Origin of the sequence: Hydrogenophaga intermedia (genome assembly GCF_023715105.1) — a bacterium.
In the GTDB taxonomy this organism is placed as follows: Bacteria; Pseudomonadota; Gammaproteobacteria; order Burkholderiales; family Burkholderiaceae_C; genus Hydrogenophaga; species Hydrogenophaga intermedia_A.
Genome location: NZ_JAMBNO010000014.1, coordinates 50,114 through 65,496 on the forward strand (window position 1 = coordinate 50,114; position 15,383 = coordinate 65,496).

11 protein-coding genes are annotated in these 15,383 nt (G+C 69.9%); 8 read left to right on the forward strand and 3 right to left on the reverse strand.

Annotation, left to right across the window (positions count from 1 at the left end):
• Positions 1-53 precede the first annotated feature (53 nt).
• From M3149_RS14345 to M3149_RS14380, 8 genes are all read left to right on the forward strand, one after another.
• The gene (locus M3149_RS14345) at positions 54-446 is read left to right on the forward strand and encodes a response regulator (protein ID WP_251710228.1); all 393 of its coding nucleotides are present in this window, start codon (positions 54-56) and stop codon (positions 444-446) included.
• Between the two features lie 219 nt (positions 447-665).
• Positions 666-6,995 (forward strand): PAS-domain containing protein, encoded by a 6,330-nt coding sequence (locus tag M3149_RS14350; protein ID WP_251710229.1) that lies wholly within the window; start codon positions 666-668, stop codon positions 6,993-6,995.
• On the forward strand, positions 6,992-8,182 hold the full coding sequence (locus M3149_RS14355; protein WP_251710230.1) for a sensor histidine kinase: 1,191 nt from the start codon (positions 6,992-6,994) through the stop codon (positions 8,180-8,182). The genes M3149_RS14350 and M3149_RS14355 overlap by 4 nt, the downstream gene beginning before the upstream one ends.
• An 81-nt stretch (positions 8,183-8,263) precedes the next feature.
• A complete protein-coding gene (locus M3149_RS14360; protein WP_251710231.1) occupies positions 8,264-10,291 on the forward strand; it encodes a sensor histidine kinase in 2,028 nt (675 codons plus the stop codon).
• Positions 10,288-10,725: a response regulator gene (locus M3149_RS14365; protein ID WP_251710232.1), complete on the forward strand. Its 438-nt coding sequence runs from the start codon at positions 10,288-10,290 to the stop codon at positions 10,723-10,725. Before M3149_RS14360 ends, M3149_RS14365 begins: the two co-directional genes overlap by 4 nt.
• Before the next feature lie 13 nt (positions 10,726-10,738).
• Positions 10,739-11,173 carry a universal stress protein gene (locus M3149_RS14370; protein ID WP_251710233.1) on the forward strand — a complete coding sequence of 145 codons (435 nt, stop codon included), beginning with the start codon at positions 10,739-10,741 and terminating at the stop codon, positions 11,171-11,173.
• Between the two features lie 34 nt (positions 11,174-11,207).
• A complete protein-coding gene (locus tag M3149_RS14375) occupies positions 11,208-11,888 on the forward strand; it encodes a response regulator transcription factor (RefSeq protein WP_251710234.1) in 681 nt (226 codons plus the stop codon).
• Positions 11,885-13,228: a sensor histidine kinase N-terminal domain-containing protein gene (locus tag M3149_RS14380; protein ID WP_251710235.1), complete on the forward strand. Its 1,344-nt coding sequence runs from the start codon at positions 11,885-11,887 to the stop codon at positions 13,226-13,228. Before M3149_RS14375 ends, M3149_RS14380 begins: the two co-directional genes overlap by 4 nt.
• On the opposite strand, the gene M3149_RS14385 is transcribed toward M3149_RS14380, so the two are convergent.
• From M3149_RS14385 to M3149_RS14395, 3 genes are read right to left on the reverse strand one after another with little or no spacing between them, the layout of a single operon-like run.
• The gene (locus M3149_RS14385) at positions 13,215-13,868 is read right to left on the reverse strand and encodes a tetratricopeptide repeat protein (RefSeq protein ID WP_251710236.1); all 654 of its coding nucleotides are present in this window, start codon (positions 13,866-13,868) and stop codon (positions 13,215-13,217) included. The genes M3149_RS14380 and M3149_RS14385 overlap by 14 nt on opposite strands.
• Positions 13,865-14,677 carry an SDR family oxidoreductase gene (locus M3149_RS14390; protein ID WP_251710237.1) on the reverse strand — a complete coding sequence of 271 codons (813 nt, stop codon included), beginning with the start codon at positions 14,675-14,677 and terminating at the stop codon, positions 13,865-13,867. Before M3149_RS14390 ends, M3149_RS14385 begins: the two co-directional genes overlap by 4 nt.
• The gene (locus M3149_RS14395) at positions 14,674-15,363 is read right to left on the reverse strand and encodes a TenA family transcriptional regulator (RefSeq protein ID WP_251710238.1); all 690 of its coding nucleotides are present in this window, start codon (positions 15,361-15,363) and stop codon (positions 14,674-14,676) included. The genes M3149_RS14390 and M3149_RS14395 overlap by 4 nt, the downstream gene beginning before the upstream one ends.
• Between the last annotated feature and the right edge of the window lie 20 nt (positions 15,364-15,383).

The following is a 15,383-nucleotide window of genomic DNA, read 5'->3' on the forward strand; positions in this document are numbered from 1 at the left end:
TGGCCCGCGTACAGTGGGGGTTTTCATGCAACACCACCCTGCCTGGAGCCCGAATGCCGCCGCGCGTGATGATGGTCGACGACAACGACAGCGACCTGCTCTATACCCGGGTCACGCTGCAACGTTGCGGCGAACCCTGCGAGGTGTTGGCCTTCGAACGTGCGCAGGATGCGCTGGCGCATCTGCGCGGTACGCGCGGGCATGGCGTGCGGCTGATCCTGCTCGACATCAACATGCCGGTGATGGATGGCTTCGCCTTCCTCGACGCGTTCGAGGCGCTGCCGCCCGAGCAGCGCGGCAGTGCGGTGGTGGCCATGCTGTCGTCCTCGTCCGACCCGGCCGATCGCGCGCGCGCCCAGGCCTGTCCGAGCGTGGTGGGCTACCTCACCAAACCCTTGGACCGCTCGGAAGCGGCGAACCTGCTGCGCCGCCATGGGCAGGACTGAGGCCGGTCCAGACACCACGGTCGTTGGCTTCATCCGCCGAACGGCGGTGAATTGGCCCCTTGCTGCCCTTCATTTCTGCCCCGCCGCGCCGAAGTGAATCGTTAGCATGCACTGCGAGCACCCCGTGTGGCGGTGCGCTCACCACCCCGGGCGCCGCTGGCGCGCGGGCCATTGAACACCGTTGCGCGGGCCCCGGGCCCGGGAGAGGGCGAATTGGACATGGGCTGGCGCCATTCGCTGCGCGGCCGGGCCTGGGCCCTCTGGGGCGTCGGGCTGCTGCTGAGTGCGGCCGCCGCGGGGTGGGCGCACCTCGACTGGCGTGCGCGCGTGCAGGCGCGCGTGGAGACCGGCAGTGCCGAGGTGGCCAACCGCCTTGAAGAGCGGCTGCGCCTCTACGAGTTCGGCCTGCGCGGCGCCCGCGGCGCCATCGCGGCCGCCGGGGGGGCCAACGTCCATCGCCGCGCCTTCGAGGCCTACGTGACCACGCGCGATCTGGCGGTCGAGTTTCCGGGGGCACGAGGGATCGGTTTCATCCGCCGCGTGCCGGCCGCCGAGCAAGCCGCCTTCGAGGCGGTGGCGCGTGCCGAGGGGCCGGGCGATTTCCGGGTGCGCCAGATCGAGCCGAACGGCGGCGAGCGCTTCGTCATTCACTACATCTACCCCCGCGCCGACAACCCCGGCGCCAAGGGCCTGGACATCGCCTCCGAAGCGCGACGCCGCGACGCCGCCATCGCTGCCGCACGGCTCGGGCGCACCCAGCTGAGCGCACCGATCACCCTGGTGCAGGCCGACGCGCGTACCCGCCGCGGCCTGCTGATGCTGCTGCCGGTCTACCGCGTCGATCCCGGGCTCAACCCCGAGACGCGCTGGCTCGAAACCATCGGCTGGACCTACTCGCCGCTGCTGATGGACGAGGTGACGGCGCAACTCGGGCCGCGCGCGCACGAACTCCACCTGTCGATCACCGACGGCAGCGACACCGAGCCGTTCTTCGAACGCGACGGCAGCGGCGCGGCGGTGAGCGGCTTTGTGCACGAGCGCACCCTGTCGGTCCATGGCCGCACCTGGGTGCTGCGCACACAGGCCAGCGGCGCACTGCTGGACGGTGTGGCCGGCGCCTCGCCGCTGGGCGTGTTTGCTTACGGCGTGCTGCTGGTGAGTGGTCTGACCGCGGCGCTCTACCTCTGGCGCTTCGGCCAGGGAGCCACCGGATCGTCCGCAGCACCGCCGATGGCGCAGACCCTCGGGCAGGGCAGCGGCCGCCCGCCGCTGCGCGCGCCCGCGGGCTTGCGTGCCTATGTGGCCAGCCCGCTGTTTCGGCGCAGCGCGCTGCTCAGCGTGGGTCTGCTCGCGCTGTGGTCGCTGGTGGGGTACCGGCTCGCGCTGGACGACGCGGTGACCCAGCAGCAACGCGCGCTGGACGATGGCGCCCGCGCCTACGCCCATGCCACCCAGGCGCAGCAAGCGTTCCGCCGCCGCGCGTTGCTGTTCGTGGCCAGCACGCCGCCGATCAACGGCCTGATGCGAGCGCTCGACAACAGCGGTGTCGATCCGGACGATCAGTCCACCTATGCGCAATGGGAGGACCGACTGCAGTTGGTCTTTGCCGGCTTGCTGGAGTCCACGCCCGATGTCTTTCTGATGAGGCTGGTGGGTCTGGAGGACAACGGCCACGAGCTGGTGCGCGTGCAGCGAGGCGATCAGGGCGTTCAAGTGGTCCCGCAGGCCATGCTCGGTCAGCGCAACAGCCTGCACGAACTGCGCGAGGCGCGCAGCCTCAGTCCCGGGCAGGTCTATGTGTCCGAGGTGTCCTTGCACCGCGAGGGCGGCATCGTCGCGCTGCCGCACCGCGCCGCTGTGCGCTATGCCGCGCCGGTCTTCGACAACCAGGGCCGACAGCGCGCCCTGGTGGTGATGCACGTCGATCGCGACCGCGCCATGCAGCAATTCCCCACGCGCCCGCCCGCCGGTGCGCGCGTGACGGCCACCAATGCGATGGGCGACTACGTGTTCGACGCCGATCACTCGCGCGAATTCGGTACCGACCTGGGCCGACCGCGGCGCTGGGAGGACGATCATGAGCGCGTGGCACCGTTCCACGCCGGGGGTTCACCGCGCTGGCGCAGTGCGACCGATGGTGTGCTGCTGGTCGGCATGGCGGAGATCCAGGCCAACCCCGGCAGCGACATCGGCACCTTGCGTTTTCTTGCCTGGATGCCGCAGAGCGTGGTGCAGGCCACGGCCTGGGCGGCGCTGGTGGCGCACATGCCGTTGATGCTGACCGCCCTGCTGGCCGGGCACGGGGTGTTGTATCTGTATTGGTTGAGCATGCGCCGGCGCGAGGATGCGCAGCGCCAGCGGCTGCGCTTGGCCGCCATCGTCGAGCAGACCAACGACGCCGTGATCGGCCTCGACCCGGCGGGAGAAATCAACTCGTGGAACCGCGGGGCGCAGGTGCTGTTCGGCTTCAGCGCCGAGGAGGCGGTGGGGCGATCGCTCGAATCGCTGGTGGTGCCCGGCGATGACGACGGCGCCCGGGTGCACACGGATGCGGTGCGCGGCGCGGGCGACACGCCGCACATGGAGCGCTGGTTGCGCACGCGTGACGGCCGTCGTGTGGAGGTGGCGATCACGCTCTCGCCGATCCGTGCGCCCGATGGGAGCGCCGCCGGGGCGGCTGCGATCGTGCGCGACATCACCGACGAGCGCGCCGCACAGCGCGAGGTGATTGCGCTCAACGAAAGCCTGGAGCAGCAGGTGCGCGAGCGCACCGCCAGCCTGTCGGACGAGCGCCAGCGGCTGGAGAACATCATCCGCGGCACCAACGCCGGTACCTGGGAATGGAACGTGCAGACCGGCGAGCGCCATTACAACGAGCGCTGGGCCACCATGCTGGGCCTCACCCTCGGCGATGTCGCGGCCATGGGAGGCGGTGTCTGGCACCAGCTTGTCCATCCCGACGACAAGGAGCGCTCCAGCATCGAGCTGCGTCGACACTTCGCGGGCGAGATCGACCAGTACGAATGCGAGCTGCGCATGCGCCATCGCGACGGTCACTGGGTCTGGATTCTCGACCGCGGGCGCGTCAACAGCTGGTGCGACGACGGCCAGCCGCTGTGGATGTATGGCACGCACCGCGACATCACCGCCGCCAAGGAAGCGCAGCAGCGCCTGGCCGCCAGCGAGGCGTTGCTCAAGCGCACCGGCCGCGTGGCCGGCGTGGGCGGCTGGCAGTTCGATCTCAAGGCCTGGTCGGTGGTCTGGACGCCGCAGATGTACGCGCTGCACGAGCTCGACCCGGACACCCCGATCGACCCCGCCATGCCGCTGCATTTCTACGACGGTGAGGCGCGGCGCAGCGTGATGCAGTCCCTGCGGCTGGCGCGCAAGGAAGGGGAGCCGTTCGACTTCGAGGTGCCCTTGACCACCGCCAAGGGGCGGGTGCGCCGCGTGCGCGTGGTGGGTGAACCGATCTACGACGAAACCATGACGGTGTCGCAGATCGTCGGTGCCATGCAGGACGTGACCGATCGCGACCTGATGGAGACCGAGCTGTTGCGCATCAACGCGCTGCAGCACAGCATCCTGGAGCACATGCCGTGCGCCATCAGTGCCTTCGATGCCGACCTGCGCCTGGTTGCCTGGAACACCGAGTTCGTGAGCCTGCTCGGCCTGGAGGAACTGTTCGCGCGCGGCGTGCCCACGTTCGAAGACATCATCCGCTTCAACGCCATGCGCGGCGAGTACGGCAGCGGCGACGTCGAGGCCCACATCCAGCGCACGCTGGCGCAAGCGCGCAACCCCGTGCCGCACCGTTTCGAGCGCTTGCGGCCCGACGGCACGCTGATCGAGATTCGCGGTACGCCCATGCCCGACGGTGGTTTCGTCACCACCTACATGGACATGAGTGAGCGCAAGCGTGCCGAGGAGAGCGTGGCCCGCAGCGAGGCGCTACTGCGCGGCGCCATCGACGCCGTCAATGAAGCCTTCGTGCTGTTCGATCCCGAGGATCGTCTGGTGATGTGCAACCAGCGCTACCGCGAGGCCTATCCGCGGGTGGCCCACCTGATGGAGCCTGGCGTCACCTTCGAAGCGCTGGTGCGCGCTGGCCTTGCCATTGGCGACTATCCCGAGGCCGTGGGCCGGGAAGAGGAATGGTTTGCCAGGCGGCTTGCGGCCCACCGCGTCGGCGGCACCATGCTGATCCAGCCACAGGCCGATGGCCGTGTGCTGCGCGTCGTCGATGCCCGCCTGCCCGATGGCCACACGGTGGGGTTCCGCATCGACATCACCGATCTCGTGCGCGCCACCGAGGCCGCCGAGGCTGCGTCGCGCGCGAAGGGGGAGTTCCTGGCCAACATGAGCCACGAGATCCGCACGCCCCTGCACGCCATCATCGGCCTGTCCCACCTGTTGGCCGACACGCCGCTCACCGCGCGTCAGCAGCAGTTGCTGGCCAAATCGCAGATGGCCAGCCAGTCGCTGCTGGGCATCGTCAACGACGTGCTCGACATGGCCAAGATCGAGGCCGGCGCGCTCACGCTTGAAGACGCGGCCTTCAGCCCCGCGGCCCTGCTGGCCGAACTCGACGCCGTGTTCCGCCAGCAGGCCGAGGCCAAGGGCCTGGCGCTGCGCGTGCAGGCCGACCCCACGTTGCCGGCGCTGGTGCGCGGGGATCCGATGCGTCTGCGTCAGGTGCTCACCAACCTGCTGGGCAACGCGCTCAAGTTCACCGAACGCGGCGACATCCGTGTGAGCCTGCGTGTGCTGGAGACCACCGCCGAGCAGGTGCGCCTGGGCGGCGAGGTGCACGACAGCGGCGAAGGCATCGACCCGGTGGCGCAGGCGCGGCTGTTCCAGCCCTTTTCACAGGCCGATGCCTCGACCTCGCGCCGCCATGGCGGCACCGGCCTGGGCCTGTCCATCGTACGCCGCCTGGTGGAGCTCATGGGCGGCACCATCGGTGTGCAAAGCGCGCCCGGTCAAGGCAGCCGTTTCTGGTTTGAAGTGTGTCTGCGTCCGGCCGCCGCACTGCCGGCCACCGGCGCCGGTGCGCTGGAGGTGCTCGTGGTGGACGACGTGAGCGACGAGCGTCAGGCGCTGGTGGACATGGCGCGTGCCTTTGGCTGGCGCACCGAAGCCTGTGAATCCGCCGAAGCGATGTTGGCCTGGGTGGCCGATCGTGTGGCGCACGGCAAGCCCCTGCCAGACGCCATGCTGGTCGACTGGCAGATGCAGGGCGAAAACGGCCTGGGCATGGACGGTTTGCAGGCGCTGGCGGTGCTCGCGGAGCGCTACGGCCTGTCGCACCTGCCGGCGGCGCTCATGGTCTCGGCCAGCGAGCGCGAGCGCGTGGCGCGCGAAGACCGGCTGCGCCTGGCCGACGACATCCTGACCAAACCCGTCAACGCCTCGGTACTCTTCAACGCCGTGCACCAGGGCGTGGTGGCGCGCCACGGCCACAGCGGCCGCGTGCTGCCTTCCCAGCGCAACGCGCCGCCCGGCGGCCCGCGCCTGGGCGGCGCGCGCGTGCTGGTGGTCGACGACAGCGAGATCAACCAGGAAATCGCAATGCACATGCTGCTGCGCGAGGGCGCGAGCGTGTACCTCGCGGGCAACGGGCGCGAGGCCCTGGCCGTGCTGCGCGACGACCCAGGTGCCATCGACCTGGTGCTCATGGACGTGCAGATGCCCGAACTCGACGGCCTGCAGGCCACGCGCCTGCTGCGCGATGACGCGGCCCTGCGCCACCTGCCGGTGATTGCGCTTACCGCGGGCGCTTTGTCCGAGGAGCGCCGCCGCGCCATCGACGCCGGCATGGACCGCTTCCTCACCAAGCCGCTCGACCCCGAACAACTGCTGGCCGCGGTGGTGGAACTGCTGGACGAACGCGGTGTGGCGCGGCAGGCCGTGGCCCCCAGCGAGGCCATGCCCGCGAGCGCACACGACTGGCCGGTGATCGCCGGCATCGACGGCGAGCAGGCTGCGCGCCGCCTGGGGAACGACCAGGGCCTGTTGCGTCGCAGCCTGCGCCGCCTGCTCGACGAATACGGCCCGCTGGCCGACGAGACACTGCCTGCGGTCCTGTCGGATCTGGAGCGCGAGCGGCTGGCCGCGCGGCTGCACAAGCTGCGTGGTGGTGCCGGGCTGGTGGCCGCCGACGCGGTGCACCGGCGCGCCGGCGCGCTGGAAAACGCCTTGCGCGACGGTGCCGCGCCCGGGCTGCTGGCCGAGCCCTGGCAGGACCTGCAGGCTGCCTTGCGCCGCCTGACGCTGGCTGCCAGCGCATGGCTGGCCGAGGGCGACGTCGCGCCCACCCTGGCGACGGACGTGCCTCCCGCCGACGACGCGGTGCTGTCGCAATTGCTGGCGCTGCTTGGCCAGCACGACCTGGAAGCGCTGAGCCATTTCGACACCCAGCGCGCAGCCCTGCAGCGCCGCCTCGGCGCCGAGCGGGCCGGCTTGCTTGCCGGTCAGATCGAAGCGCTGGACTTCGAAGCGGCCATGGCACTGCTCGACCACGAGTTGAACCCCGGGAGCAACCCGTGAGCGGCCCGGCCCTGCCCGACATCCTCATCGTCGACGACGACCCCGGCATGGTGCAGGCGCTGGCCAAGGCGCTGCGACCGCTGGGGCGCTTGCGCTTTGCCACCCATGGCCACGACGCGCTGCGCCGCATCCGTGAGGCGCTGCCCGACATCGTGCTGCTCGACGCGCAGATGCCCGGCCTCTCCGGCTTCGAGGTACTGGACACCATCAAGGGTGACCCGGTGCTGGCGCCGCTGCCGGTGATCATGGTGACCAGTCACGCCGAGGCCGATTTCGAGCAGGCCGGCCTGGAAAAAGGCGCGGCCGATTTCATCGCCAAGCCCATTCACCCCGCCATCGTGCAGGCGCGCGTGCGCACGCAGTTGCGCCTGAAGCAGGCCAACGACCAGCTCAAGCAGATGTCGGCCATGGACCGCTTCAACCTCGCGGTGGCGATGGAGGATCTGCGCGAAAGCCATGACCGGTTGCAACAGACCGCCGACCAGCTGCGCCAGGCCAACGACAGCCTGGTGCAGTTCGTGCGCATCGCCTCGCACGACCTGCGCGAGCCGCTCAACACCATCACCCAGTTCGTGAGCCTGATCGACGAGGACCACGGGGCCATGCTGCCGCCCGACGCGCGTCAGTACATGCGGCTGGTGCTGCGCGCCGGCGCGCGCATGCGCACGCTGCTCGACGACGTGGTGCGCTACGCCCGCCTGCAGGCGGGCGAGCCCGAGCGGCCCACCGCGGTGGCGCTGGATCGCGTGCTGGCCGAACTGTGCGACGCGCTGGCCGCCCGCGTGGCGGCCACCGGTGCACGGCTGCAGATCGAACCCCTGCCGGTGGTGACGGGCCACGCCAGCCTGCTGTCGCTGCTGTTCCAGAACCTGCTGACCAACGCGCTCAAGTTCGTGCCGCGCGAGCGCGTGCCTGAGGTGAAGGTGAGCGCCAGCACCGCGGACGGCTGGGCCACGGTGCGCGTGCAGGACAACGGCATCGGCATCGACCCGGCACACCTGGGCCGCCTGTTCCAGCCGTTCCAGCGCCTGAACCTCAAGAGCGAGTACGAGGGCACCGGTCTGGGTCTGGCGCTGGCGCGCCAGATTGCCGAAGCCCACGGTGGCGGGATCGTGGCACAGAGCGAACCGGGCGCCGGAGCGACCTTTGTGGTCACGCTGCCGCTGGCGGCCTCCTCCAACGTTTGAGGAATCTGCAAGGCGTTCGGCGCCCGGGGCGGTTTTGTGACAGGCGGGCAGGATATGCTGCCACCGGAAGCCATGTCCCGCATGAACCCGAACACACCCGCGAAGCCGGTTGCAGCCTCACCCTGGCGCCGGCTGTGGCAGCGCTGGTTTGCACGCCTGCCGGGCAAGGCGTCCGTCGTCGATCCGGGCCGCATGGCCGAGCGACTGCAGCAGCAGCAACAGCGCCTGGAACACCTCTATGCGCTGGTGGACCGATCCCCCGCGGTGGCGATCGAATGGGCCAACCGGCCGGGCTGGCCCATGACCTACCTCAGCGCCAACGTCGCCCAGTGGGGCTACACGCCCGAGGAACTGCTCAACGGGGGCGTCGACTGGGACGACCTGGTCCACCCCGATGACGTGACGCGCATGAACGCGGAGATCGCCGCCAACTGGGCCGCCGGGTGCTTCGAGTACCGGCAGGAATACCGGCTGCGCCGCGCCGATGGCGGCTACGCCTGGGTCGATGACCGGACCTCGGTGACCCACCGCGCCGACGGCGAAGTCGAGAGCATCAGCGGCATCCTGCTCGACATCACCGCGCAAAAGCAGGCCGAACTGGCCGTGCGCGAGCAGGCCGAGGTGCAGCGTCTGTTTTACGACCTGCCCTTCATCGGCATGGGCATTTCCTCACCGCAACGGCGCCAGTGGCTGCAGGTGAACGACCGCCTGTGCGAGATCCTGGGTTACTCGCGCGAGCAGTTGCTCAGCAGACCCTGGACCGAGTTCACGCCGCAGCCCGATCTGGACCACAACCTGCAGCTGCTCGAGTCGATGATGGCCGGCCAGACCGACCGTTACGTGCTGCGCAAGCGCTTCATCCGCGGTGACGGGCGCATCGTGCACGCCGAGCTCGATGTGCGCGCCGTGCGCCTGGCCGACGGCAGCCTGCACCGGCTCTTCGCCACGGTGCAGGACATCACCGAACAGTTGCGCGCCAGCGAGGCACTGCGCGAGCAAAAGGCGTTGCTGGAGCAGGCCGAAGGGCTGGCCGGGCTGGGCAGCTGGCGCTTTGACACCGCCGACCGCTCCGTCTGGTGGTCGGACCAGATGTTCCACAACATCGGCCGCGACCGGGCGCTCGGACCGCCCCCGACCCTGGCCGAGTACCTCGACTGCCTGCACCCGCAGGACCGCGAGCGCATCGACGCCTTCATGCGCTCGCCCGAGGCGGGCGAGGCCATCACCCACGCCGAGTTCCGCCGTCACCCGTCGCTCGGGGAAGAACGCTGGTTTCGCGCCAGCCTGGAACGCCACCGCGGTCCCGAGGGCCTCTGGCGCTACTCGGGGACCTTGCTCGACATCACGCCGCTCAAACAGGCCCAGCTGGCGCTGCAGCGCACCAACGCCGAGCTCGAGCGTCGCGTGCACGAGCGCACCGAACAGCTCAGCGATGCCAACCGCGAACTCGAGGCCTTCACCTACTCGGTCTCGCACGACCTGAAGGCGCCGCTGCGCGGCATCGACGGCTACAGCCAGTTGCTTGAAGAGGAGTACGGCCCCACACTCGATGCCGAAGCGCGCGGCTTCATCACGCGCATCCGGCGCGGGGTGGGTCAGATGAGCGCGCTCATCAACGATTTGCTGGCCTACTCACGCATGGAACGCCGCACGCTGGACCCACAACCCGTGGACGTGGAAGCGACCGTGCGCCGTGTGCTCGAGGAGTACGCGACCGACATCGAACGTGCCTCCGCCACCGTCGAGCTGCAGGTGAGTGCGCTCTCGCTCACCCTCGATCGCGAAGGGCTGAGCGTGGTGTTGCGCAACCTCGTGGGCAATGCCTTGAAGTTCTCGCGCCCTGGTGAGCCGCCGCAGGTGCAGATCGGCGCCCGGTGCGAGGGTGGCCGCCACCTGCTGTGGGTTCGCGACCGGGGCGTGGGCTTCGACATGAAATACCACGACCGCATCTTCGGCATCTTCCAGCGCCTGCAGCGCACCGAAGACTACCCGGGCACCGGTGTCGGGCTGGCCCTGGTGGCCAAGGCCGTGCAGCGCATGGGCGGGCGCGTCTGGGCCGACAGCAAGCCCGGCGAGGGCGCCACCTTCTTCCTGGAGTTCCCCGCATGAACACCGCACGTGGCGTTTCGTTGCCGCCGATCCTGCTGGTCGAGGACAACCCCATGGACCTGGACCTCACACTGCGGGCATTCAGCAAGCGCAACTTCTCCAACGAGATCATCGTCGCGCGCGATGGCGAGGAGGCCCTGGCCTGGCTGCCACGCTGGCAGGGCGGTGAGCGCATGCCCGCGGTGGTGCTGCTCGACATCAACCTGCCGCGCGCCAGCGGCCTGGAGGTGCTGCGCGCTTTCCGTGCCCACGAACTTGCACGCCAGATCCCGGTGGTGGTGCTCACCTCGTCGCGCGACGACCGGGATCTCAAGACCGCCTACGACCTGGGCGTGAACTCCTACATCGAGAAACCGGTCAGCTTCAACAAGTTCATCGAAGTCGCGGCGCACATCGAGCTGTACTGGTGCCTTTTCAACGAAAGACCCTATTGATCGGGAGAACAGCATGCACAAGGTCCTGATTCCCATCGATGGTTCGTCCGAATCGCTGGCCGCGGTGCATCACGTGCTGCGGCTGGTGGGCGCGGGGCTGCGCCTGCGTTGCGTGCTGGCCAACGTGCAGGAGAGCGCCTCGCTGTACGAACTCGTCACGGCGCACGATCCGGCCGTGCTGCAGCGCGTGGCCGAGCAGGCCGGTCGGGACCTGCTCAAGCCGGCGCAGCAACTGCTCGCAGCGGCCGGCGTCCCATGCGAGAGCGAGGTGGTGCAGACCGGTGAGGTTGCAAACGCGCTGATCGACGTGGCCGACCGTTACGCGGTGGACGCCATCGTGATGGGCGCGGGCGCCAGCGGCCTCGGCGAGCGCGTGCTGGGCTCGGTCTCGCTCGACCTGGTGCGTGCCGCGCCGGTGCCGGTGACGGTGGTGCGCGCGGCGCATTAAGGCACCCTTAAGCCCGCTGCATCACGCTATCAGGATGCGATTGCTTATTCTTGAAGACGATGCCCAGCTGGGCGAGGCGCTCGGCGCCGGCCTGCGCCAGCTCGGCCATGTGGTGGACTGGTTCCGCGACGGCGAACACGCCGACCACGCGGTGCGCACGGCCAGTTACGACGCGCTGGTGCTCGACCTGGGCTTGCCGCGCACCGACGGACTGGAATGGCTGCGCCGCTGGCGCGGCAGCGGCGTGCATGTGCCGGTGCTGGTGCTCACCGCGCGCGACGGCGTGCAGCAGCGCATCGAGGGTCTGGACAGCGGGGCTGACGACTACCTCATCAAACCCATCGAGATCGGCGAGCTCGCGGCGCGCCTGCGCGCCATGCTGCGCCGCTCGACCGGTCGCGCGCAGACCGAGTGGACCCATGGTGCGCTGCGCTTCGACCCGGCCACGCGCCAGGTGCGCTGGGGCACACGGCCGGTGGAGTTGACTGCGCGCGAGACCGCGTTGCTCGAAGCGTTGCTCAAGCAACCGCAGCGTGTGCTGTCCAAGGCGCAGTTGCAGGAGCAGCTGTACGACTGGAGCGGCAGCGAGCCCGAGAGCAACGCCCTCGAGGTGCATGTGCACCACCTGCGGCGCAAGATCCACCCCGGCGTGATCCGCACCGTGCGTGGCGTGGGCTACGCGCTGGGCGCGGCCGACGACGGAGCCGCGCCTTGAGCCTGCGCCGCCGCCTGCTGATCTATCTGCTGATCTGTGCGCCGCTGGTCTGGGGCCTGGCCCTGGTGTGGTCGGCCCGCAGCGCGCGCCAGGAAGTCAACGAGATGTTCGACACCGAACTCGTGCGGCTGGCGCGCCAGGTGCAGGCCGTGACCGCGCCGCTGTCGGGCAACGTCGCGACCCCCCAACGTGATGCGGTCCCTGGTGGCGCGGCCGACCTCGACGACCTCGCCATCGCCATCTGGGACCGTGAAGGCAAGCCCCTGTTGCCCGACGAGGACGGCCCGCGATTGCCGCGCCGTGAAGGCGCGCTGGGTTTCGTGGACGTGGAGTTGGGCGGCGAGGCCTGGCGCCTGTACTACACGCCCTCGCCCGACGGCGATCGCCTGATCGCGGTGGGCCAGATGGTGCACGAGCGCGACGAGTTGGTGTGGAGCTTTCTGGGCGCCCAGGCGCTGCCCTGGCTGCTGGTGCTGCCCTTGCTGCTTGGCGGACTGGCCTGGGGTGTTCGTGCGGCCTTGTCGCCTTTGGAGGCGTTGGCGGGTGAGCTCAAACGCCGTGATGCCGACGACTTGCGCACCGTCTCGCTGGAGCGCGCGCCAAGCGAGTTGCAGCCGATGCTGGCGGCCATGAACGGGCTGTTTGCCCGCATCGGCGAGACGCTGACGCGAGAACGGCAGTTCACGGCGGACGCCGCGCACGAACTGCGCACGCCGATTTCGGTGCTGACGGCGCAGTGGGCGGTGTACCGCGGAGCGCCCGAAAGGCCCGAGCGTGAACGCGCGGCGCGCGCACTCGACGCTGGCCTTGCCCGCATGGCACGCCTGGTCGAGCAGTTGCTTGGCCTCTCGCGTCTGGACGCGACGCAGCGGCTGAAGGCCCCGACACCGATCGACTGGCCTGCGCTGGTGGAGCAGGCCATGTCGGACGTGCTGCCCCTGGCCGAGCGGCGTTGCATCGAGCTGGGCTGCGAATGGGCCGATGGCGAGGACGGCGCAGCGCCCGCGTGGCGCGGCGATCCGGACCTCATGGGACTGCTGTTGCGCAACCTGCTGGACAACGCGGTGCGCTACGCGCCCGAGGGCAGTGGCGTCACGCTGCGCTTCGGTCGTCACCGCGTGGCGGTGGAAAACACCGCACCTGCCGGCCTCGATACCACGCAGGTGGCGACCTGGGGCGAGCGCTTTCACCGGCCCGACGGCCAGAGCGAAAGCGGCAGCGGCCTGGGTGTGTCCATCGCGCAGCGCATTGCCGAACTGCACGGTCTCGCGTTGAGCCACCGCGCCGACGCCGACACGGTGGGTGTGGTGCGCGTGATCGCCGAACTCAGCGCGCGCTGAGTTTGCTCATCAAGGCCTTGACTTCCTCGCGTCGCCCGGCGTCGGCCAGTGCGCGCCCCGGGCGCGGCGGCGCGGCCAGTGCGCGCTCCAGGAACGGCAAGGCCTGCTCGGCGCGGCCGGTGTCGGCCAGCAGCTCGGCGTAGAAGAAGTTCGGATCGATGCCGTCGGGATTGATGGCCAGTGCCTGCTTGATCAGCGCCTCGGCCCTGGCCTTGTCGCCGAAGCCCAGCGGCCAGCCAGGCACCTTGTGATAGAGCACGCCCAGACTCGCGTAGGCCGAACCGTCGAGCGCCTTGCCGTCGATCTCGATCGCCTTCTCGTACAGCGCCTTGGCCTGCTTCACGAGCGAGAGCGCGCCCAGGCCGCCGCGCTCGGCAGCCCAGGAGCTCAGGATGATGCCCTCCCACACCAGCGGCTCGCTGCGCTGGGCAAACGAGGTGCTGGCGTCGTGGGCCTTGGCGCTCAGGGCTTCGAAGCGCTTTTCGCGTTCGCGCGCCGGCGCCTGGTAGCGGATGGTTTCCCAGTCGCGCTGCAGTTCGGTCACGGCGTCGTCCACCGGTGCGGCATGCAGCGCCAGTGGCAGGGCAAGGTTGAGGCCGAGCAGCGCGGCCAGGGCGAGTTGTCGGGTCGGGCGTTTCATGGGGTGTTTCCTGCCGTGAGGTCTTGGGGGTGGGTGGGAAGCAGCGCGTCGCGGTGCTTGTGAAAGCCTGCGTCGAGCCAGGGGCCGAGGGCGCCGTTCAGGCGCACCGCCAAGCGCTCGGGAAAACCGACGTGGCGCTCGGCAGCGCCGCTGCGCAGCAGCGCCATCAACGCGTCGGCCACCACCTGCGGTGGGTCGCTCGCGGTGCCGGTGGCGCGGTTGAAGGATTCGTTCGCCGGGCTGTTGAAGGCGGTGCGGGTGGCGCGCGGTCCCAGCCATTGCACGCGCACGCGCGTGCCCGAGAGCTCGCGCCGCAGCGCCTCGGCGAAGCGGTGCAGGCCGGCCTTGCTGGCACCGTAGAGCGCCGAACCCGGCACACCGATGCGCCCCAGTGCCGAGCCGACAAACACGATGCGCGCCTCGGGCAGGCTCTTGAGGTGTGGCAGCAGCGCCTGCGTGAGCACCATCGGCGACCACAGGTTGAGCTGCAGCAGCGCGGCCGCCTCGTCGGCCGCCAGGTCCTCGACCGCCCCAAAGGACGGAATGCCCGCGGCGTGAACCACGGTGTCCACGCCCCAGGCGGTGGCCGTGCTCGCCACGCGCGCGATGTCGTCGCTGCGCGTGAGGTCGGCCTGCTGCCACACGACGGGTTGCCGGCGCGATGGCGCGCCCGGCGTGTCCGTTGTCTGCGGCGGGCGGCGGGCCACGCCCATGGTGCGCATCCCTTCGCGCGCCAAGGCCTTCAGGAAGGCGCTGCCGATGCCGCCGCTGGCGCCGGTGAGCAGCACGCGCCGGGGATGGGCCGTCATGCGCTGACCTCTGCACGCGGAGCACTTGCCGCCACCTGGGGCAGCGGCAGGCCCAGGAACACACCGCGGTACAGACCGTAGAACATGCGCGCCGCGTGCACGATGGCCTGCTGGTCTTCGGCGGCGGTGATGCGGTCCATCAGCAGCTCGAAATGCGCGGTGTGCTCGCGATCGAGCATGCCGTGCGAGCGCAGGTAGCTGAAGCCGTTGTCGGGCAGGCCCAGCGGCTTCTGGATTGCATCGGCCGCCAGCAGCGCGAGCGAAACGCTGGTGCCTTCGAGTACGTGCACCATGCCGAAGAAGCCCAGCGGGTTGCCGCGCTGCACCGTGTCGTAGGCGTAGGCCACCATGATTTCGGTGGCGGGTGAGGGGCGGCCGTGGCGCACTGCTTCGGCGTCGCCTCCGCAGGCCGCGATGTCGTTGAGGATCCACTCATCGTGACCGGCCTCTTCCTCGATGTATTCGTCCAGCGCGGGTTCGAGCCAGCGGTGGTGCGCCGGCAGCGTGGCCTTCATCGCCTTGAGCAGCGGCACCGTGTGGCGCACATGGTGGTAAGCCTCGCGCAGGAAGGCCAGGTAGCTCGATACCGACACCTGGCCGGCCAGTGCGCCGCGGATGATGGGGGTGTCGAGCAGTTGCCGGCGTTCGGCATCGGTCTCGCGCAGCAGGGTGGCGTGAAAAGGCATGTGGGTTCCTTGGAGTGGTA

Bases quoted from the DNA above. Each gene is read 5' to 3' on its own strand.
- M3149_RS14345 (WP_251710228.1), top strand. From the start codon at position 54: ATGCCGCCGCGCGTGATGATGGTCGACGACAACGACAGCGACCTGCTC.
- M3149_RS14350 (WP_251710229.1), top strand. From the start codon at position 666: ATGGGCTGGCGCCATTCGCTGCGCGGCCGGGCCTGGGCCCTCTGGGGC.
- M3149_RS14360 (WP_251710231.1), top strand. From the start codon at position 8,264: ATGAACCCGAACACACCCGCGAAGCCGGTTGCAGCCTCACCCTGGCGC.
- M3149_RS14365 (WP_251710232.1), top strand. From the start codon at position 10,288: ATGAACACCGCACGTGGCGTTTCGTTGCCGCCGATCCTGCTGGTCGAG.
- M3149_RS14370 (WP_251710233.1), top strand. From the start codon at position 10,739: ATGCACAAGGTCCTGATTCCCATCGATGGTTCGTCCGAATCGCTGGCC.
- M3149_RS14375 (WP_251710234.1), top strand. From the start codon at position 11,208: ATGCGATTGCTTATTCTTGAAGACGATGCCCAGCTGGGCGAGGCGCTC.
- M3149_RS14385 (WP_251710236.1), bottom strand. From the start codon at position 13,868: ATGAAACGCCCGACCCGACAACTCGCCCTGGCCGCGCTGCTCGGCCTC.
- M3149_RS14390 (WP_251710237.1), bottom strand. From the start codon at position 14,677: ATGACGGCCCATCCCCGGCGCGTGCTGCTCACCGGCGCCAGCGGCGGC.
- M3149_RS14395 (WP_251710238.1), bottom strand. From the start codon at position 15,363: ATGCCTTTTCACGCCACCCTGCTGCGCGAGACCGATGCCGAACGCCGG.